Origin of the sequence: Mycolicibacterium bacteremicum (assembly GCF_002086115.1) — a bacterium.
GTDB lineage: Bacteria > Actinomycetota > Actinomycetes > Mycobacteriales > Mycobacteriaceae > Mycobacterium > Mycobacterium bacteremicum.
The window spans coordinates 122,396-140,632 of sequence record NZ_MVHJ01000005.1 but is presented as its reverse complement, the minus strand read 5'-3'; the positions used below and the strand labels follow the sequence as shown (position 1 = coordinate 140,632).

The following is an 18,237-nucleotide window of genomic DNA, read 5'->3' as shown; positions in this document are numbered from 1 at the left end:
AGGGGAGCAGACAATGAGCAACCTCGTCTACTTCTCCAGCGTGTCGGAGAACACCCACCGGTTCGTGCAGAAGCTCGAACTGCCTGCCATCCGGATCCCGATCAAGGAGCGGATCCAGGTCGACGAGCCGTATGTGCTCGTCCTCCCCACCTACGGTGGCGGCCACGCCAACGGTCCTGATCCTGATCGCGGGGGCTATGTCCCCAAGCAGGTGATCGCCTTCCTCAACAACGAACACAACCGGTCGTTGATCCGCGGTGTCATCGCCGCGGGCAACACCAACTTCGGCGCCGAATTCGGCTATGCGGGGGTCGTCGTCTCCCGCAAGTGCGGCGTGCCATTCCTCTACCGATTCGAACTCATGGGAACGACGGACGACGTCTTCGCCGTCCGTGCCGGCCTCGCAGACTTCTGGAAGGACCAGACGTGCCACCAACCGTCACAGCTGCAGAACCTGTAACCACCGGCGCCCACGCGCTCCCGGGGGAGACGGACTACCACGCGCTCAACGCGATGCTGAACCTGTACGACGCCGACGGCAAGATTCAGTTCGACAAGGACGTGCAGGCCGCCCGCGAGTACTTCCTGCAGCACGTCAACCAGAACACGGTGTTCTTCCACAGTCAGGACGAGAAGCTCGACTACCTGATCGAGAAGGAGTACTACGAGCGCGAGGTGCTCGACCAGTACAGCCGTAATTTCGTCAAGAACCTGCTGGACCGGGCGTATGCCAAGAAGTTCCGGTTCCCGACGTTCCTGGGCGCGTTCAAGTACTACACCTCCTACACGCTCAAGACATTCGACGGGAAGCGCTATCTCGAACGCTTCGAGGACCGTGTCGTGATGGTGGCGTTGACGTTGGCCGCCGGGGACACCACGCTGGCGGAGAAGCTGGTCGACGAGATCATCGACGGCCGCTTCCAGCCCGCCACCCCGACGTTCCTGAACTCGGGCAAGAAGCAGCGCGGCGAGCCGGTGTCCTGCTTCCTGCTGCGCATCGAGGACAACATGGAGTCCATCGGGCGCTCCATCAACTCGGCGCTGCAGCTGTCCAAGCGCGGTGGCGGTGTGGCGTTGCTGCTGAGCAATATTCGCGAGCACGGCGCGCCCATCAAGAACATCGAGAACCAGTCCTCGGGTGTCATCCCGATCATGAAGCTGCTGGAGGATTCGTTCTCCTACGCCAACCAGCTCGGTGCGCGCCAGGGTGCCGGTGCGGTCTACCTGCACGCACACCACCCCGACATCTACCGCTTCCTGGACACCAAGCGGGAGAACGCCGACGAGAAGATCCGGATCAAGACGCTCTCGCTGGGCGTGGTGATCCCGGACATCACCTTCGAGCTGGCCAAGCGCAACGAGGACATGTATCTGTTCTCGCCGTACGACGTCGAGCGCGTCTACGGGGTGCCGTTCGCCGACATCTCGGTCACCGAGAAGTACTACGAGATGGTCGACGACGCCCGCATCCGCAAGACCAAGATCAAGGCGCGCGAATTCTTCCAGACCCTCGCCGAGCTGCAGTTCGAGTCGGGCTACCCGTACATCATGTACGAGGACACGGTGAACCGGGCCAACCCGATCGAGGGCAAGATCACCCACTCCAACCTGTGCTCGGAGATCCTGCAGGTCTCGACGCCGTCGCTGTTCAACGAGGACCTGTCATATGCCAAGGTGGGCAAGGACATCTCGTGCAACCTGGGGTCGCTGAACATCGCCAAGGCGATGGACTCACCGGACTTCGCGCAGACCATCGAGGTGGCCATTCGTGCACTCACCGCGGTGAGCGATCAGACCCACATCTGGTCGGTGCCCTCGATCGAGCAGGGCAACAACGAGTCGCACGCCATCGGCCTGGGCCAGATGAACCTGCACGGCTACCTGGCCCGCGAGCGGATCATGTACGGCTCCGACGAGGGCGTCGACTTCACCAACATCTACTTCTACACCGTGCTCTACCACGCGCTCCGGGCCTCGAATCGCCTTGCAATCGAACGGGGTCGGGCGTTCGGCGGGTTCGAGAAGTCCAAGTACAAGTCGGGTGAATTCTTCGACAAGTACACCGACCAGGTGTGGGAGCCGGCCACCGCGCGAGTGCGCGAGATCTTCGCCGACGCCGGCATCCGGATCCCCACCCAGGAGGACTGGAAGCGGCTCAAGGAGTCGGTGCAGACCCACGGCATCTACAACCAGAACCTGCAGGCCGTGCCGCCGACGGGTTCGATCAGCTACATCAACCACTCGACGAGCTCGATCCACCCGGTGGCCAGCAAGATCGAGATCCGCAAGGAAGGCAAGATCGGTCGCGTCTATTACCCGGCGCCGTATCTGACCAACGACAACCTGGAGTACTACCAGGACGCGTACGAGATCGGGTACGAGAAGATCATCGACACCTATGCCGCGGCGACTCAGCATGTGGATCAAGGTCTTTCGTTGACGCTGTTCTTCAAGGACACCGCCAACACCCGCGATGTGAACAAGGCGCAGATCTACGCCTGGCGTAAGGGCATCAAGACGCTGTACTACATCCGGCTGCGCCAGATGGCGCTCGAAGGCACCGAGGTGGAGGGTTGCGTCAGCTGCATGCTGTGAGCTGAGCTGAGTATTCAAGCGGGCCGGGGGACACGTTCCCCGGCCCGCTTCTCGTATCGGGAGTCGCCGACGCGGCCGCGTGCGAGCTCGCGGAATTTCCCGCGTGCCCGGTGCGCCACCGCGGCTAGGCTGTCAGGTGCGCGCAGCCTGCGGAACCGGCTGCGCCCACACAGGGGGAATCTCATCTTGACGACCGAACTTGCCGTGGTGCTCGCCGACAGCTCGAATCCAGGACGTGTGATCGGCACCGTGATCGGCCGATTGCTGATCCTCGCGCTGATCATCTGGGGAATCGTGTACCTCATCCGGAAGAGCCGCCGGCCCAAGCAATTTGCGCCGTACCCGCCCCAGCAGCCGTACTGGGACGGTACGGGCTGGCGGTACCCGCAGCAGGGTCCGCAGCCGCAGCCATATTGGGATGGCGCGGCGTGGCAGTACCCGCAGCAGCCGTATCCCCAGCAGTACTCGCAGCAGCCGTATCCACAGCCACCACACCCCGGACAGCCCGGGCCGTCATGGCCGGCTCCACAGCCGCCCTACCCGCCCGCCGGCCCGGGATCGCAGCACTGACGGCCCCGCCGCCCACCGGCGCCGCCTGGGATGCCTGGCCTCCCGCCGAGGTGGCCCGCCGCCTCGCCCATGTCCAGGCGCCGTGGTGCGTCGCGGCCGGCTGGGCGCTCGACCTCTTCCTCGGCACAAACACCCGTGCGCATGAGGACACCGAGATCGCCGTACCCGCAGCCCGATTCGACGAGATCGTGGCGGCCCTGCCCGGGTACGCCTGGGATGTCGTCGGCGACGGGTTGATGTGGCCGTACCCCGAACGGCTCGATCAGCACTTCCAGACCTGGCTGCGCGATCCCGGTACCGGTCGCTACCGGCTCGATGTCTTCCGTGAGCCGCACACGCAGGACCGCTGGGTGTGCCGACGTGACAGGGAGATCACCCTCGGCTACCACGAACTGATCAACCGGACGGCCGATGGCGTGCCCTATGTCATCCCCGAGGTCGCCCTGCTGTTCAAGGCCAAACACCGACGGGACAAGGACGAGGCCGACTTCTCCCGCGTCCTGCCGCACCTCGATGCGACCGCCCGATCCCGGCTACGTGGGTGGCTGATACGCGTGCACCCCGGCCACACCTGGATCGACGCTCTCCGATGACCGACGCGATCGCCGTGGCCGCGCTGGTGCTCGGCGCCGTCATGGCGTTGTTCGGTCTCGTCTATGCCTGGGAGCGGTGGGGCAAGGGCACGCGACTGGAGCACCGCCTCGACCGTTTCTTCGATGGCCTCAGCGACAAGTTCTTCCGCTGACGTCGTTGATAGGTTGGATTCGAGGCGTGAAAGGAAGGTGGGCTGTCGTGGCCGGCACGTTGTGGAAGAACCTGCACCCGGCGGGCAAGGCGGTGATCGTTGCGCTGACGGTGCTCGACGCCGGCCTGCGTGCGGTGGCATTGCGTGACCTCGCCGGTCGCGATGCCCGACAGGTCAACGGCCCGCGCTGGCTGTGGCGCGCCGCGTTGGGATTGGTGACATCGTCGGGCGTCCTGCCCGTCGCCTACTTCCTCCGGGGACGCAAGCCCGCCACCGTGACACCCATTAGCGGCGGGTGACGGTCAGCGCCGGTCGGCGCGCTCGGCCTGTTGGGCCTTGATCCGCCGCTCTTCGCTCAGCACGTGCTGGTAGCTCTCCCGCTCGGCGACCAACCAGTCCGGCTTCTCCTCCAGCAGCGCATTGATCTGCTCGGTCGTCAGCGCCTCGGTGACACCGCCGCGGGCCAGCCCGGCAATGGACACCCCCAGCTTGGCGGCGACCAGATTTTTCGGATGCGGCCCGTTCTTGCGCAGATCCTTGAGCCATTGCGGTGGATCCTCCTGCAGCGCCGCCAGCTCCGCGCGGGTGATCGCGTTCTCCTGGAATTCGGCGGGCGTCGCGGGCAGGTAGACGTCCAGCTTCTTGGCCGCCGTGGCGGGCTTCATGGACTGCGCGTTCGGCCTACTCATGAACAGAGCGTATCGGTAACCTGATGCGGTGCCTGCGCCCTCGCTCACCGTCGGGTACGTCCCCGGCGCGACCCCGGCGAAGTGGGCGCGGACCTGGGCGCAGCGTCACCCCGACGTTCCGTTGCGGTTGAGTGCTGTCGAACCGGCCGAGGCGGCCGAGGCGGTGCGCACCGGCACCGTCGACGTGGCATTGCTGCGGGTGCCCTGCGATTCCACCGGCCTGGCCGTCATCCCGCTTTACGCGGAAACCACAGTGGTCGTGGTTCCCGCCGACCATCTGCTGACCGCGCTCGACGCCGTCACCGCCGCCGACCTGGCCACCGAACCGGTGCTGATCCCGCGTGACGACGTCGTCGGCTGGCCGGCCGGTGTCGCGGTCGACCATCGGCCCGAAACCACAAAGGACGCAATCGAACTCGTCGCCGCGGGCATCGGCGCGCTCATCGCCCCGCAGTCGCTCGCGCGGCTGTACCACCGCAAGGACCTCAGCTACCGGCCGATCACCGACGCGCCCACCTGTGCGGTGGCGCTCGCATTCCCCGACGGCGAGCAGGGCGACCTGGTCGAGGAGTTCATCGGCATCGTGCGTGGTCGCAGGGAAAGCTCATCGCGTGGCCGCGCCGAGCCGGCGCCCAAGCGGACCGCCCGGGAGAAGACGCTGGCCAAACAGGCCGCTCGCGCCGCCGCGGGCAAGACCGCGCGCAAACCGGCCAAACGAGGCAGACGCTGAACGATGGGGGGTCAGATCGTCAGCGTGCCATCATCGTTGATGGTCCACTCGGGGTTGAGGGCGACCTCCCAGACATGGCCGTCCAGGTCGGCGAAATAGCCGGAGTAACCACCCCAGAACACCTTCTGGGCGGGCTTGAGGATCGTTGCGCCCGCCGCAGCGGCCTGCTGCAGGACCGCATCGACATCTGCCTCGGAACGCTGATTGATCGCGATGGTGATCCCGGAGAACCGCCCGTCGATCTGATGCTGTGCGTCGGCGGCCAAATCCGCCCGCACGAACAGCGCCAGTGCGATCCCGGGCAGCTGATAGAACACCACGCCCTCGGGTGCGGATCGGGGCTCCCATCCGAGCCCCTGCTCGTAAAACCTACGGGCCCGGTCGAGGTCGTCGACACCGAGCGTGATCAGGCTGATGCGTTGCTCCATGTGGCGGAGGTTACTCGGCGGCTGTGACACCTGAGCCGCACTCGTCGGGCTGTCCCGGTGAGTACGTCCCGATCGACCACTGCCGGCCCTCCGGGTCGAGCAGTTCGGTGCGGAAGTTGCCCCACACGGTGGTTTCGGGTGCGACCAGCACCGTCGTGCCCGCGTCGAGCGCGCGGGAGTGGATGGGCCCGATCTCGGCGGCATCGACGACGACGTAGAGCCCGGCGCCGACACAATCGCCCTTCGGCGCGGGCACGTCGTATCCGCGGTCGTCATGCTGCACACACACCACTGCGCGGCCGCGTCGCATCTCGACGTGGAACAACCGGCCGCCGTCGCCGAAGCTGCGGACGACCCGGAAGCCGAGCACCTCGGAGATCCAGCGCACCGCGCGCTCGGGATCCCGATAACAGATGAACGCGGTGAGCTGTGCAGTCGTCATGGTCCAGGTGTACTACCGGGCACCGACAGATCCGACCAGAACGCCACGGTGCGCGCGGTGCCGACCGAGGCGGGCGGACGGGAGGCGAACTCGGCCTCGAGGAAACCCGCGAGATCCACGCCGGCGACCCGCACCTCGGTCTGCAACACCTGCAACACCGGACTGCCGGATGAGGCGCCCGCGGGCAGATAACGATTGGCGTGCACCGGGATCAGTCGCGGCACCCGCGCGAGGTGATAGTCCGCGCTCCGCAACGCATCTTTCGTGCGCGCCGGGCGGGCACCCCATTCGTCGGGCCAGAAGGAGCGCCACTCGACCGCGAATCGGATTCCCTCGACCGGCAATTGGAGCTGAGCCCGCAGCGTGCGCCGCCCGTCGTCGCGCCAGTTGGGCCACCCCGCACCCACCGGTAAGCCGGCGGCCAGGAACGCACGGTGGTCGTCGGCGAAATCGAACCCGAATTCGGTGCGCAGACGAACGAATTCCGCGTTCGTCAGACCGGTTTCGATGGTCACCGCACCGCAGGAGGCCAGCAGGACGGCAGGGTCCGGCCGGCTCATGCGGTCAGGGTAACGCTCGACCCCGCTACTTCACGGAGTGCTGCGGGCCCTGCGCCTTCTTGTACAGCGCCTTGAGCATCCGATCCCGGAACGCGGCGTTGTCGATGAGCTTGATGCCCGCGTCGGCCAGCTTCGGGTAACCGATGAGCTTGTGCATGTACCGACCCCGGCGATACTCCCTGCCCCACGCCGCCTCCATACGCTGGGCGTAATTGGTGAAGTCGTCCGGTCCGCCGTTGGTCAGCGCGGCGATCGCACACTCACCGGCGGCCAGCCCGGATTCCAGCGCCTTGGAGATGCCCGCGCCCGACGCCGGCTTGCCGGCACCCAGCGAGTCGCCGGTGAACAGCACGCCCGGGCGCCACGGCGGCCAGGCGGTGAAACCCATCGGCAATCGCCACGCTCGCACGCTCTTGTTCTTCTTGAGCTCCTCGATCGGCGGCGCCTCCCACTCCGGGGGCAGACTGCGCAGGAAGTCGCCCAGGAACTGGGTGGCGTTGATCGCCTGCCAGTTCTTGTAGCTGTTCACATAGCCCAGTCCGATGTTGAAGACGTTGTTGCCCATCGGGAACACCCACCCGTAACCGGGCAGCTGGTCGCCCTGGAAGAGCAGCTTCAGGTAGATGTCGAGGCTGTCGTTATCGGGTCGGTTCAGGTGCATCTCGGAGCGGATCGCGATAGCGGAATAGCCGTTGTACTCCGAGTCGATCTTCAACGCCCGCTTGATGGGGGAGTAGGCGCCGTCGGCGGCGATGACGGCATCGCCGAGGACCTTCTCGCCACTCTTGAGCACCACGCCGACGACGCGGCCGTCGGCATCGAGTTCCGGACCCGCGACCTCGGCGCCCTGCCGGATCTCGGCACCCGCGGACTCGGCGTGCTTGAGCAGCACGGTATCGAGGTGCTCGCGGGCCACCGTGTGCCCGTGATCGGGCATGCCGGGGCGGCGCGGGAAGGACAGCTCCCAGGCGCTCGGGCTGTACACCGTCACCTTGTTGACCCGGTGATAGGTGGCGACCTCGTCGGCCAGGCCCATCTTCTGCAGATAGCTCACCGCGCGGGCGGTCAGCCCGTCACCGCACGGCTTCGACCGCGGGAATTCGGCCTTGTCCAGCACGACCACGCGGGCGCCGGTCTGAGCGGCCTGCCAAGCGGCGGCTGAACCTGAGGGGCCCCCGCCCGCGATCACAACGTCGTAGTGGGCAGTCATTGTCTCGTCTCGATGGATGTGGGCATGACATGGCGATGCTACTCGTGTCGTTCGCCGGTTGCTGCTCGAGCAAACCCCCGGGGTGCGGGTGTCGGCACGCGGGCCGGGGCTGTCCGAGCAGGTCAGCGACCACCCCCGGTACAGTGGTCGGGTGCGTAGACCATCCATTCCGCTTCCGGGGCAGCCCGGGGTGAAGGTTGACGCGCGCAGTGAGCGGTGGCGCGAACACCGGAAGAAGGTCCGCGCCGAGATCGTCGAGGCCGCCTTCCGCGCCATCGACCGACTCGGCCCCAACGTCAGCGTCCGCGAGATCGCCGAAGAGGCCGGCACCGCGAAACCCAAGATCTACCGGCACTTCACCGACAAGTCGGACATGTTCGCCCAGATCGGCGAGCGGATGCGGGACATGCTGTACTCGGCCGTCATCCCGTCGATCAACATCGAATCCGACTCGGCGCGCCAGGTGATCGGTCGCGCCGTCGAGCACTATGTCGAGCTGGTGGACCAGCATCCGAACGTGGTCCGGTTCCTGCTGCAGGGCAGGTTTGCCGACCAGTCGGCGGCGGCGATGTCCACGGTGAACCGTGGCCGCGACATCACGCTGGCGATCGCGGAGATGGTCAGCGGTGAGCTCAAGGACATGAACCTCAAGCCGGAGGTCTTCGAACTGGCCGCGTTCGCCCTGTTCGGGACCGCGGCCTCGGCGACCGATTGGTGGCTCGGCGCCAACGAGGACAACACCCGCCGCATGCCGGCCGAGGATTTCGTCGCGCACATGACCACCATCATGATGGGCGCGGTCAACGGAACCGCCGAACTGCTGGGCGTGGAGATCGATCCTGACCAGCCGATCCACGATGCCGTGCGGCGTCAGGATCCCTCCGAGCACGCCGTCGGCTGAGCCGATCCGCGACACGCCTGGACACAAGTTCTGGTGTTGACCCGCGTTGTCGCCCACCAGTTGTAGTGTCGTGGCAGCAGTCACCACATAGCGAATTGGGGTCCAAGGTGTCCGATGGAATCAAGCTGATCGACCGCGTCTCGGCCATCAACTGGAACCGCCTGCAAGACGATAAGGACGCCGAGGTCTGGGAGCGGCTGACCGGCAACTTCTGGCTGCCGGAGAAGGTTCCGGTGTCCAACGACATCCCGTCCTGGGGCACCCTCAACGATCACGAGAAGCAGCTCACGATGCGGGTCTTCACCGGCCTGACGCTGCTGGACACCATCCAGGGCACCGTCGGTGCGGTCAGCCTGATCCCCGACGCGCTGACCCCGCACGAGGAGGCCGTCTACACCAACATCGCGTTCATGGAGTCGGTGCACGCCAAGAGCTACAGCAACATCTTCTCCACGTTGTGCTCGACCGCCGAGATCGACGAGGCGTTCCGCTGGTCGGAGGAGAACCCGAACCTGCAGCGCAAGGCGCAGATCGTGATGGATTTCTACAAGGGTGACGACCCGCTCAAGCGCAAGGTCGCCTCCACGCTGCTGGAGAGCTTCCTGTTCTACTCCGGCTTCTACCTGCCGATGTACTGGTCCTCCCGGGCCAAGCTGACCAACACCGCCGACATGATCCGACTGATCATCCGCGACGAGGCCGTGCACGGCTACTACATCGGCTACAAGTACCAAAAGGGTCTGGCCGCCGAGACCGAGGCCCGCAAGCAGGAGCTCAAGGACTACACCTACGAGCTGCTCTTCGAGCTCTACGACAACGAGACCGAATACACCCAGGATCTCTACGACGGTGTCGGACTGACCGAGGACGTCAAGAAGTTCCTGCGCTACAACGCCAACAAGGCCCTGATGAACCTGGGCTACGAGGCGCTGTTCCCCAAGGACGAGACCGACGTCAACCCGGCCATCCTGTCCGCGCTCAGCCCGAACGCCGATGAGAACCACGACTTCTTCTCCGGCTCGGGTTCCTCCTATGTGATCGGCAAGGCCGTGGTCACCGAGGACGAGGACTGGGACTTCTGATCTTGTTGCCACAGCCCAGGCTGTGCCAATCCTGAACGTCGCTGCCCGGCGTATCTGTTCTTGGTGCTGGGCTCCGTAACGGCGCACGGGCCGTTCTACCCCGTCCTGTGGCTGGTGTTCCTGCCGGTACGGATGTGGATGAAGAAGAACCGCCCCGAGGAGTACGCGGCGAGCCAGCGCACGGAATCGCGTTTGTGGCTCTTCTCACGTGGGCATTCACACGAAGTTCACGGGTTTCGTTGAGGTCCTTCATCGGTTCGCAGCGGAATGTGGACGGTGACGGTCGGACACCGTGCAAGGAGGACATCATGGCTGTGACTGCGATCAGCGAATCCAACGTCGTCGAGCTTTCCCCGCGTCGCGCGCAGCGCAACCTCAAGGCGCTGCGGGACGCGCAGCGCCGGCATCCGTCCTTCCTGGGGCAGATGGCCCGCGAGAAGGCCGCCCCGGTGCAGTGCCGCGTGCTGCCGTTCAGCCGCTGACCACCGCCGGGATCGCGGCGGTGACCGTGGTTCCCTTGCCGGGCGCGCTGAGCACGCCGAATTGACCGGACAGCGCCTCCACGCGGTCGCGCAGCCCGCCCAGCCCTGATCCGGCGCCGGCCACCGCGCCTCCCACCCCGTCGTCGCTGACCGACAACGTCAAGGTTGTGTCGTCGGCGGCGACCCGGACGGTGACTACTTCCGCATCGGCGTATTTGGCCGCGTTGGTCAGTGATTCGGCGACCACGTAGTAGGCGGCCACCTCCACCGACTCCGGCAACCGACGATCGACGGCCACGTCCAGCTCGACCGGGACGGCGGAGCGACGCGCCAGTGCCCGCAACGCCGGTCGCAGCCCGCCGCGGGACAACACGGCCGGGTGCATACCGCGCGACAATTCCTGCAGGTCGGTGTGCAACTCGGCGAGCCCGTCGACGACGCGGGACAGTTCGGCCCGCAGCGGTTCCTCAGCCGATGCCTCCACTGTCCGCAGTTCCAGACTGAGCGACACGATCCGCTGCTGGGCGCCGTCGTGCAGATCCCGTTCGAAGCCGCGCCGGGCCTCGTCGGCTGCCGCAACCAGTCGGGCACGCGACGCGGTCAGCGCGGCCCGGGTCTCGGCATTGGCGATCGCAGTGGAGACCAGATCGGCGAAATCCCCGATGTGATCTTCACAATGCGGCGAGATCGCCTCGGGCTCCCGGGAACCGACGATCAGTGCGCCACGGACGACGCCATCGACGATCAAAGGGGCGCCCGCCCCGCTGCGTACCTGCAACTCCTGCAGCCGGTCGGCGATCGGTCCTGCCGCACCGGCGTAGTCATCGATGCGCGCGGGTGCACCGGCGGCCCGGATCCGGCTGCTGATGTTGTCCCCGGTGAGCGGAAACCGTTCGCCCACCTCGATTCCCGGAACACCGGCAAGATCGTGCGCCGCGACCACCAGGCAGGTCTGCTCGGACTCGAAGCGCACCAGGGTCACATGATCGACGGCGAGACTGTGAGCGAGTTCGCGCACCGCGGCGGTGTACACCTCCCCGAGATCGGCCGACCGCGCCACCAGCGTCGCCACCCGCCGCAGGGCGGCCTGCTGACCGGCCAGTTCATCGGCCTGCCCGCGGCGCTGCTCGGCCTCGGCGGCCCGTAGCCGCGCCTGTCCGACAAGCACATTGGTGAGCAGCGCCAACGTCAGGAACACCGCCAACGCGGGCGCCAGCGAATCACGGCCCTCCAGATGCAGGTAGGCGTAGACACCGGCACTGGCCAGTGAGGTGGCAATGGCGAGCGGGAAGTCCCACCCCGCCGAGACCACCAGCACCCCGAGCAGCAGCAGCGCGCCGAAGGCGTTCTCCGGTGCGACGAGTCGCAGCGCGGCCACCAGGCCGATCTCGATGGCCAGGAACGCGATTGCGACGATGATGCCCACCCACAGCGGGCGCGCGGTAGGCCGTACCACCTGAGCCAGGGCCCGATTCGGCAGGGATTGCCAGTTCACGCCGATGATCGTAAGAGGTGTGGGTGGCTACCGGTGGTCGGGCGCCCGAAGATTCCCGTTAACGGGAATGTCATCGGCGCCGCGGGCTGCCAAGCTGGAGACATGAATGCCGCACGCTGCTTGATCGTCGATGACAGTGCCGCATTCCGTGCTGCCGCGCGCAGCATGCTGGAACGCGGGGGGTTCGAGGTGGTGGGCACGGCCGGGGACGCCGAAGAGGCGGTGCGCCTGACCGCACAGTTGCATCCCGATATCGCGCTGGTCGACGTCGATCTCGGCCCCGACAGCGGGTTCGACGTGGCCCAGCAGCTGGCCGGGGTCGCGGTCATCCTCACCTCGACGCACGACGAGCAGGATTTCGCCGACCTGATCGTGGCGAGCCCCGCATTGGGGTTTCTGCCGAAGCTCACGCTGTCGCCGGACGGGATCCGGGCGCTGCTGGCCCGTTAACGCGATTCCAGGTACATGATCACCGCGCGTACCCGGCGGTGATCATCACCGGTTTCGGGCAGGTCCAATTTGGTGAGGATGCTGCGCACGTGCTTCTCGACGGTGCCCTCGGTGACCCACAATCGCCGTCCGATGCCGGCATTGGAAAGACCTTCGGCCATCAGGGTGAGCACCTCACGTTCGCGGGTGCTCAACGCGGCCAGCGGGTCGTCACGTCGCCGCGCCGACACCAATTCGGCCACCAGCGCCGGATCCACCACCGAGGCGCCGTTGGCGATGCGGCGCAGGGTGTCGACGAAATCGGAGACATCGGTGACCCGGCTCTTGAGCAGGTAGCCGATGCTGCGGCCGCCGGCCAACAGTTCCATCGCGTGGTCGACGTCGACATGGGCCGAGAGGACCAGAATCGCGGTGTCGGGGGAGCGTTCCCGGATCTTGCGGGCCGCTTCCAGCCCCTCGGCGTTGTGGTCGGGCGGCATCCGGATGTCGACCAGGACGAGTTGGGGCTGCTGATCGTCCACCAGTGCCAGCAGTTCGGTGGCGTCCCCTGCCTGCCCCGCGACGTCGAAGCCCTCCCGCTGCAACAGGCTGGCCAGCCCCTCGCGCAGCAGCACATCGTCGTCGGCGATGACCACCCGCAATGTGCTCATGCCGTCCTTCCGTGGCCGACCGTTTCGGCGCCGCGACATTGTCGCACCCACGTCGCGCCGACGCCGCCCGGTCGATCGAAGATGGGGGCTAACCGGAAGGGCGCGGTCGGGGAATTCGGTGCCACCGATGGTGGTCAGCAGCGTCGAATTCCGCCGCGGTGAGGTCCAAGCTGACAGCCATGACCACAGCACCGGCTCGTAGCGCACACCGCATCTCCCTGCTCGACAGCGATGACGTCGAGAGCAGCGAGTTGGGTTCGATCCACCGTGTCACCGCGGACAACTTCCCGATCCTGCAGGGCCTGTCCATCAAACGACTGGTCCTGCACCCCGGCGCCATGCGCACCCCGCACTGGCACGCCAACGCCAACGAACTGACCTATTGCGTGGCCGGCACCGCTCTGGTCTCCGTGCTGGACAACGGCAGCCGATTCGCGAGCTTCGTCGTCACGGCCGGGCAGATGTTCCACATCGACTCGGGCGCATTGCATCACATCGAGAACATCGGTACCGACACCGCGGAGTTCATCATCGCCTTCCGCAGCGAACGGCCCGAGGACTTCGGATTCGGCGCCACCATGGGAGCCTTCAGCGACGCGGTGCTCGGCAACACCTATGACCTGCCGGCGGCGGATCTGGGCACCATCCGCCGCGACACCCGGGACCGAAAACTGGCCGCCGTGGCAGGGGATCCCGAGATCCCGGCGAGTGCGTACTTCAAAGACCCGCACAAGTTCGACGTCGAGGGTCAGCCACCCGGCCTCACCTACGCCTACGGCAACGCCCGGTTCGCCCGTGATCAGTTCTGGCCGGCACTGAAGGACATGTCGATGTACTCGCTGCGCGTCACCGAGGACGGGATGCGCGAGCCGCACTGGCACCCGGTTACCGCCGAAATGGGTTATGTGCAGCACGGCGATGCCAGGATGACGATCATGAATCCCGATGGCACGCTGGACACCTGGGACCTCACGACCGGCGACCTGTACTTCATTCCGCGGGCCTACCCGCACCACATCGAGAACACCGGCACCGACCCGTGGCACTTCCTGATCTTCTTCGATCAGCCTTTCCCGGCCGATATCGGCTACAAGGCCTCGGTCAGCGCGTACTCGCGGTCCGTTCTGGCAGCGGCGTTCGGCACCCATCTCGACGACCTGCCGCACTTCCCGCTGACCACCACCGACCCCCTGATCGTGCCGCGCAGCAATCCCGTCGACGCGTGAGCGCACAGATCGGGCGGCCTGTCGACCGGGTCGAGGCCCAGCAGAAGGTCACCGGTGCCGCGCGCTATGCGGCGGACACCCAGCTGCCCGGACTGGTGCATGCCGTGATGGTGCAGACAGCTGTCGCCCACGGTGCCGTGACACCGGAATCGCTGGCCGCGGCGGCAGAACTCGTCGCCGCGGCCCCCGGTGTGCTGCACGTACTGACCCCGCTGAACTGCCCCGAGCTGCATATGCTCCCGGCCGACCTGACCTGGGACCTGCCGCTGGAGCGCCGGCCTCCGCTGTCGGACCTGACGGTGCAGCATGTGGGCCAGCATCTGGCGCTGGTGGTGGCCGAGACCCTGGAGGAGGCTACGGCCGCAGCCGCCCTGATGGACGTCGAATACATTGTCGCCCCTGCCCAGTTGACCGCCGATCAGGTGTTGACGGAGCCGGTGCCGGCCGATGCGAAGGACGGGCAGATCCGGCACGGCAGCTATCGCCCCGATCACTTCGTCAAACTCACCGACGAGAAGTTGCAGGAGCACCGCGGCGACCCGCACGAACCCGCGGGCGTCAAGGTCGCCGCCCGGTTCACCACACCGGTCAACACCCACTATCCGATCGAACTGGCGGCCACCGTCGCCGAATGGGAGGGCGATGTACTGACCGTGCACGACAGCACCCGCTGGATCACCGGGGAGCGCCGCGCGCTGGCGGCGTACCTGGGCATCGCCGAAACGCAGGTGCGCATCCTGTCACCGCTTGTCGGCGGCGCCTTCGGATCCAAGAGCTTCCTGTGGATGCACGTGGTGTTGTGCGCCGTCGCCGCCAGGGCGGTGGGCCGACCCGTGAAGCTGGTGTTGACCCGCGCCCAGATGTTCACCTCGACCGGTCACCGGCCGCGGACCGAGCAGCAGCTCGCCCTGGTGGCCGGCACCGACGGGTCCGTGCTCAGCACCGAACAGCACACCGTCACCGAGACATCCACGGTGGCGCACTTCTGCGAACCGGTGGGCCTGTCAGCGCGGTTCCTTTACCGGTCACCGCGTATGGCGGTGTCGCATACGGTGGCCCGGATCAACGCGCCGACACCGTGTTTCATGCGCGGGCCAGGGGAGGCGCCCGGGCTGTTCGCCCTCGAAGTGAGCATGGACGAATTGTCCTACGCCACCGGCCTCGACCCCCTGGCACTGCGGCTGGCCAACGATCCGGATACCGATCAGCCGAGCGGGCGGCCGTGGTCGGGCAAGCATCTACGGGAGTGCTACCTGTCCGGTGCCGAGCGGTTTGGCTGGTCGGCGCGGCCCGCCGAGCCACGAGCGCTGCGCCGCAACGGTGTCCAGGTGGGATGGGGGATGGCGACCGCCAGCTATCCGGGACGCCGGATGCCCGCCGGGTGCCGGGTCACCACCACCGCCGACGGGCACGTGCGGTTCGCCGCCGCGACCCATGAGATCGGCACCGGGGTGCGCACCGTCATGACGCAGATCGCCGCGGACGGAACCGGACTTCCGCTGGACGCGGTGAGCTTCGAATCCGGGGATTCGCTGTTTCCCGACGCTCCGTACAGTGGGGCATCGCAGACCACCGCGACGGTGGGCTCGGCGGTCGACCTCGCGGCGCGGCGGTGGCGCCGACTGATCGGACGTCCGGTCGGTTCGGCCGCCGAACTGGGCAGCATCCTGCGTGCCGCACCGGATCTGCTTGCCGCCCTGTCTTTCACGGTGACCAGCGACGGTCCCGCCGAAGAGGGTCCGCTGTCCCAGTCCTTCGGCGCGCACTTCTGCGAGGTCGAGGTCGACGAGGAGATCGGCCGGGCCACGGTGACCCGGTGGACGGCGGTGATGGACTGCGGGCGGGTGCTGAACCCGAAGCTGGCGACCAACCAGGTCATGGGCGGCATCATCTTCGGACTCGGGATGGCGCTGCTGGAGCAGGTGCCCTGCGACCCACGCACCGGCCAGCTGATCGGCGAGTACTACGTGCCCACCCACGCCGACATCCCGGACTTCGACATCAGTTTCGTCGACGCCCCGGACTACGGCCTGGATCCGGTCGGGGTGCGCGGCATCGGGGAAATCGGCGCGTGTGGAGTGCCCGCGGCGATCGCGAACGCGATCTTCCACGCCACCGGTAAGCGACTACGCGACCTGCCGATCACCATCGAATCGCTGCTGAGGAGCCGGCCATGAACGAACTGCAGTTGACCGTCAACGGAGTTCCCCGGCAGCTGTGCGTCGACGTACGCACCACGCTGCTGGATCTGTTGCGGGAGCGGCTGGGCATGACCGGAACCAAGAAAGGGTGCGATCACGGCCTGTGCGGAGCCTGCACGGTGACGGTCGACGGTGAGCGGGTGCTCAGTTGCCTCACCCTGGCCGTCTCTATCGACGGGGCCGAGGTCGGCACCATCGAGGGCGGCGATGAGTTGGACTGCGTACAGCGGGCATTCGTTGCCCATGACGGGTTTCAGTGCGGCTACTGCACGCCCGGCCAGATCACCTCGGCGCGGGCGCTGCTGCGCGAACATGCGCGCGGCGACCTCTCCGCAGCCACCTTCGAGGGATGCCGCCGCGATGTCGCCGACGGTCCGCAGGAGTTGTCCGACAACGAGATCCGTGAGCGGATGGCGGGCAACATCTGCCGGTGTGGTGCGTATGCGAACATGCTCGCCGCCATAAAGGATGCCGCGCGATGAGGACCTTTGCGTTCCGACACGCCACGTCGGTCGAGGACGCGGTGCAGCAGGCGGCGTCGGGGGCGCGCCTGTATGCCGGCGGCACGAACCTCCTGGATCTGATGAAAATGGGTGTCGAGTCGCCGTCCGCCTTGGTCGACATCGGCCGCCTCGATCTGCGCGCCATCGGCGAAACACCGACGGGCGGTGTGCTGATCGGTTCCGGCGCCACCAACAGCGCAGTGGCCAACGACCCGTTGATCCGCCGCCGGTATCCGATGCTGTCGCAGGCCATTCTGTCGGGGGCTACCACTCAGATCCGCAACATGGCCACGGTCGGGGGCAATCTGATGCAACGCACCCGCTGCCCGTACTTCATGGATCCCTCGTTCGCGCACTGCAACAAGCGCGTCCCTGGCAGCGGTTGCGCGGCCCGCGACGGCTTCAACCGCGAACACGCCCTCTTCGGGGCCGGCGCCGGGTGCGTTGCCGTTCATCCCTCGGACATGGCGGTCGCCCTCGCGGCATTGGATGCCCGGGTCCACCTGCTGGGGCCCACCGGACGCCGGGAGGTCGCCGTCGCCGACTTCTTCGTGCTGCCCGGCGACCATCCAGAACGCGACAATGTGGTGCGCGAGGGTGAACTGATCACCGGTGTCGAACTGGCTGCGTCACCCTACGCCCGGCACAGCTGGTATCTGAAGGTGCGCGACCGACACAGCTATGCGTTCGCGCTGGTGTCGGTGGCCGCCGGAGTGAGCCTGGTCGACGGCCATATCGGCGGTGTCGCAGTCGCTTTGGGCGGTGTGGCCGCCATGCCCTGGCGCGTGCCGGCGGCCGAGCAGCGGCTGGTCGGTGCCGCCCCGACCGACGAGGCGTTCGCGTCGCTCGCCGAGGAACTCCTCGACGGTGCAGTCCCGCTGGCGCAGAACGGATTCAAGATCGATCTGGCGCGCAACAGCGTGGTGCGGGCTTTGCGGCGGGCCGCCGATAGACTCGACTGATGAGCGTCACATCGCTGATGACGTCGGTGTTGAACTGGCTGCGGGCCGGTTATCCCGACGGAGTTCCCGGCCCGGACCGGGTGCCGCTGCTGGCACTGCTACGCAGCTCGCCGTTGAGCGAAGACGAGATCAAAGAGGTGGTCCGCAACATCGCCGAGGCGTCCGCGCCCGCCGACAACGGCGCCCCGATCACCCGCGATGACATCGAGCACTTCATCGCCGAGATGACGAATCACGATCCCGGCCCGGAGAACACCGCCCGGGTCGCGGCGCGGCTGGCCGCCGCCGGCTGGCCGCTGGCGGACCTGCGCTAGTT

23 protein-coding genes are annotated in these 18,237 nt (G+C 66.9%); 16 read left to right on the top strand and 7 right to left on the bottom strand.

Annotated elements, in window-relative coordinates:
- Window positions 1–13: 13 nt before the first annotated feature.
- The 6 genes from nrdI (at window position 14) to BST17_RS07880 (ending at window position 4,209) form a co-directional block, all read left to right on the top strand.
- Window positions 14–460, top strand: coding sequence for a class Ib ribonucleoside-diphosphate reductase assembly flavoprotein NrdI (nrdI, locus tag BST17_RS07900; RefSeq protein ID WP_083056857.1), 447 nt, complete (start codon window positions 14–16; stop codon window positions 458–460).
- The gene (gene nrdE / locus BST17_RS07895) at window positions 427–2,595 is read left to right on the top strand and encodes a class 1b ribonucleoside-diphosphate reductase subunit alpha (protein WP_083056855.1); all 2,169 of its coding nucleotides are present in this window, start codon (window positions 427–429) and stop codon (window positions 2,593–2,595) included. The genes nrdI and nrdE overlap by 34 nt, the downstream gene beginning before the upstream one ends.
- 186 nt (window positions 2,596–2,781) lie before the next feature.
- Complete coding sequence (locus BST17_RS29595; RefSeq protein WP_234807579.1) at window positions 2,782–3,165, top strand: hypothetical protein; 384 nt, start codon at window positions 2,782–2,784, stop codon at window positions 3,163–3,165.
- Entirely contained in the window at window positions 3,111–3,758 is a 648-nt protein-coding gene (locus BST17_RS07885) for a nucleotidyltransferase domain-containing protein (protein WP_234807578.1), read from the top strand. The genes BST17_RS29595 and BST17_RS07885 overlap by 55 nt, the downstream gene beginning before the upstream one ends.
- Window positions 3,755–3,910 carry a hypothetical protein gene (locus tag BST17_RS29225; RefSeq protein WP_165762234.1) on the top strand — a complete coding sequence of 52 codons (156 nt, stop codon included), beginning with the start codon at window positions 3,755–3,757 and terminating at the stop codon, window positions 3,908–3,910. Before BST17_RS07885 ends, BST17_RS29225 begins: the two co-directional genes overlap by 4 nt.
- 47 nt (window positions 3,911–3,957) lie before the next feature.
- Window positions 3,958–4,209, top strand: a complete 252-nt coding sequence (locus BST17_RS07880) for a hypothetical protein (protein ID WP_083056853.1) — start codon at window positions 3,958–3,960, stop codon at window positions 4,207–4,209.
- A gap of 3 nt (window positions 4,210–4,212) precedes the next feature.
- Here BST17_RS07880 and BST17_RS07875 read toward each other — a convergent pair whose 3' ends face one another.
- Window positions 4,213–4,599: a DUF5997 family protein gene (locus tag BST17_RS07875; RefSeq protein ID WP_083056851.1), complete on the bottom strand. Its 387-nt coding sequence runs from the start codon at window positions 4,597–4,599 to the stop codon at window positions 4,213–4,215.
- Window positions 4,600–4,627: 28 nt separating this feature from the next.
- Here BST17_RS07875 and BST17_RS07870 point away from each other — a divergent pair, with 28 nt between their 5' ends.
- Window positions 4,628–5,329 (top strand): LysR family substrate-binding domain-containing protein, encoded by a 702-nt coding sequence (locus BST17_RS07870; RefSeq protein ID WP_083056849.1) that lies wholly within the window; start codon window positions 4,628–4,630, stop codon window positions 5,327–5,329.
- Between the two features lie 11 nt (window positions 5,330–5,340).
- On the opposite strand, the gene BST17_RS07865 is transcribed toward BST17_RS07870, so the two are convergent.
- The 4 genes from BST17_RS07865 to BST17_RS07850 are packed head-to-tail and all read right to left on the bottom strand — an operon-like array spanning window position 5,341 to window position 7,969.
- Window positions 5,341–5,757 (bottom strand): VOC family protein, encoded by a 417-nt coding sequence (locus BST17_RS07865; RefSeq protein ID WP_083056847.1) that lies wholly within the window; start codon window positions 5,755–5,757, stop codon window positions 5,341–5,343.
- A gap of 10 nt (window positions 5,758–5,767) precedes the next feature.
- Window positions 5,768–6,199, bottom strand: coding sequence for a VOC family protein (locus BST17_RS07860; protein ID WP_083056845.1), 432 nt, complete (start codon window positions 6,197–6,199; stop codon window positions 5,768–5,770).
- Entirely contained in the window at window positions 6,196–6,759 is a 564-nt protein-coding gene (locus tag BST17_RS07855) for a hypothetical protein (RefSeq protein ID WP_083056843.1), read from the bottom strand. Before BST17_RS07855 ends, BST17_RS07860 begins: the two co-directional genes overlap by 4 nt.
- Window positions 6,760–6,784: 25 nt before the next feature.
- Window positions 6,785–7,969, bottom strand: a complete 1,185-nt coding sequence (locus BST17_RS07850; protein ID WP_083056841.1) for a geranylgeranyl reductase family protein — start codon at window positions 7,967–7,969, stop codon at window positions 6,785–6,787.
- Window positions 7,970–8,120: 151 nt separating this feature from the next.
- Here BST17_RS07850 and BST17_RS07845 point away from each other — a divergent pair, with 151 nt between their 5' ends.
- From BST17_RS07845 to BST17_RS29220, 3 genes are all read left to right on the top strand, one after another.
- The gene (locus BST17_RS07845) at window positions 8,121–8,870 is read left to right on the top strand and encodes a TetR/AcrR family transcriptional regulator (RefSeq protein WP_083057114.1); all 750 of its coding nucleotides are present in this window, start codon (window positions 8,121–8,123) and stop codon (window positions 8,868–8,870) included.
- A 119-nt stretch (window positions 8,871–8,989) separates the two neighbouring features.
- A complete protein-coding gene (nrdF, locus tag BST17_RS07840) occupies window positions 8,990–9,952 on the top strand; it encodes a class 1b ribonucleoside-diphosphate reductase subunit beta (protein ID WP_083057112.1) in 963 nt (320 codons plus the stop codon).
- A 308-nt stretch (window positions 9,953–10,260) separates the two neighbouring features.
- A complete protein-coding gene (locus BST17_RS29220) occupies window positions 10,261–10,434 on the top strand; it encodes a hypothetical protein (protein ID WP_165762233.1) in 174 nt (57 codons plus the stop codon).
- Here the strand turns inward: BST17_RS29220 and BST17_RS07825 are convergent.
- Window positions 10,424–11,929, bottom strand: a complete 1,506-nt coding sequence (locus BST17_RS07825) for a GAF domain-containing sensor histidine kinase (protein ID WP_234807577.1) — start codon at window positions 11,927–11,929, stop codon at window positions 10,424–10,426. The two genes, BST17_RS29220 and BST17_RS07825, sit on opposite strands and share 11 nt — an antisense overlap.
- Window positions 11,930–12,031: 102 nt before the next feature.
- Between BST17_RS07825 and BST17_RS07820 the strand changes: the two genes are divergently transcribed.
- On the top strand, window positions 12,032–12,379 hold the full coding sequence (locus tag BST17_RS07820) for a response regulator (protein WP_083056835.1): 348 nt from the start codon (window positions 12,032–12,034) through the stop codon (window positions 12,377–12,379).
- Here the strand turns inward: BST17_RS07820 and BST17_RS07815 are convergent.
- Window positions 12,376–13,029 carry a response regulator gene (locus BST17_RS07815; RefSeq protein WP_083056834.1) on the bottom strand — a complete coding sequence of 218 codons (654 nt, stop codon included), beginning with the start codon at window positions 13,027–13,029 and terminating at the stop codon, window positions 12,376–12,378. The two genes, BST17_RS07820 and BST17_RS07815, sit on opposite strands and share 4 nt — an antisense overlap.
- Before the next feature lie 179 nt (window positions 13,030–13,208).
- Between BST17_RS07815 and BST17_RS07810 the strand changes: the two genes are divergently transcribed.
- From BST17_RS07810 to BST17_RS07790, 5 genes are read left to right on the top strand one after another with little or no spacing between them, the layout of a single operon-like run.
- Entirely contained in the window at window positions 13,209–14,255 is a 1,047-nt protein-coding gene (locus tag BST17_RS07810; protein ID WP_083056833.1) for a cupin domain-containing protein, read from the top strand.
- Window positions 14,252–16,432 carry a xanthine dehydrogenase family protein molybdopterin-binding subunit gene (locus tag BST17_RS07805; RefSeq protein ID WP_083056832.1) on the top strand — a complete coding sequence of 727 codons (2,181 nt, stop codon included), beginning with the start codon at window positions 14,252–14,254 and terminating at the stop codon, window positions 16,430–16,432. Before BST17_RS07810 ends, BST17_RS07805 begins: the two co-directional genes overlap by 4 nt.
- The gene (locus tag BST17_RS07800) at window positions 16,429–16,938 is read left to right on the top strand and encodes a (2Fe-2S)-binding protein (protein WP_083056829.1); all 510 of its coding nucleotides are present in this window, start codon (window positions 16,429–16,431) and stop codon (window positions 16,936–16,938) included. Before BST17_RS07805 ends, BST17_RS07800 begins: the two co-directional genes overlap by 4 nt.
- Window positions 16,935–17,921 carry an FAD binding domain-containing protein gene (locus BST17_RS07795; RefSeq protein ID WP_083056827.1) on the top strand — a complete coding sequence of 329 codons (987 nt, stop codon included), beginning with the start codon at window positions 16,935–16,937 and terminating at the stop codon, window positions 17,919–17,921. The genes BST17_RS07800 and BST17_RS07795 overlap by 4 nt, the downstream gene beginning before the upstream one ends.
- Window positions 17,921–18,235 carry a DUF3349 domain-containing protein gene (locus BST17_RS07790; RefSeq protein ID WP_083056825.1) on the top strand — a complete coding sequence of 105 codons (315 nt, stop codon included), beginning with the start codon at window positions 17,921–17,923 and terminating at the stop codon, window positions 18,233–18,235. The genes BST17_RS07795 and BST17_RS07790 overlap by 1 nt, the downstream gene beginning before the upstream one ends.
- Window positions 18,236–18,237 lie beyond the last annotated feature (2 nt).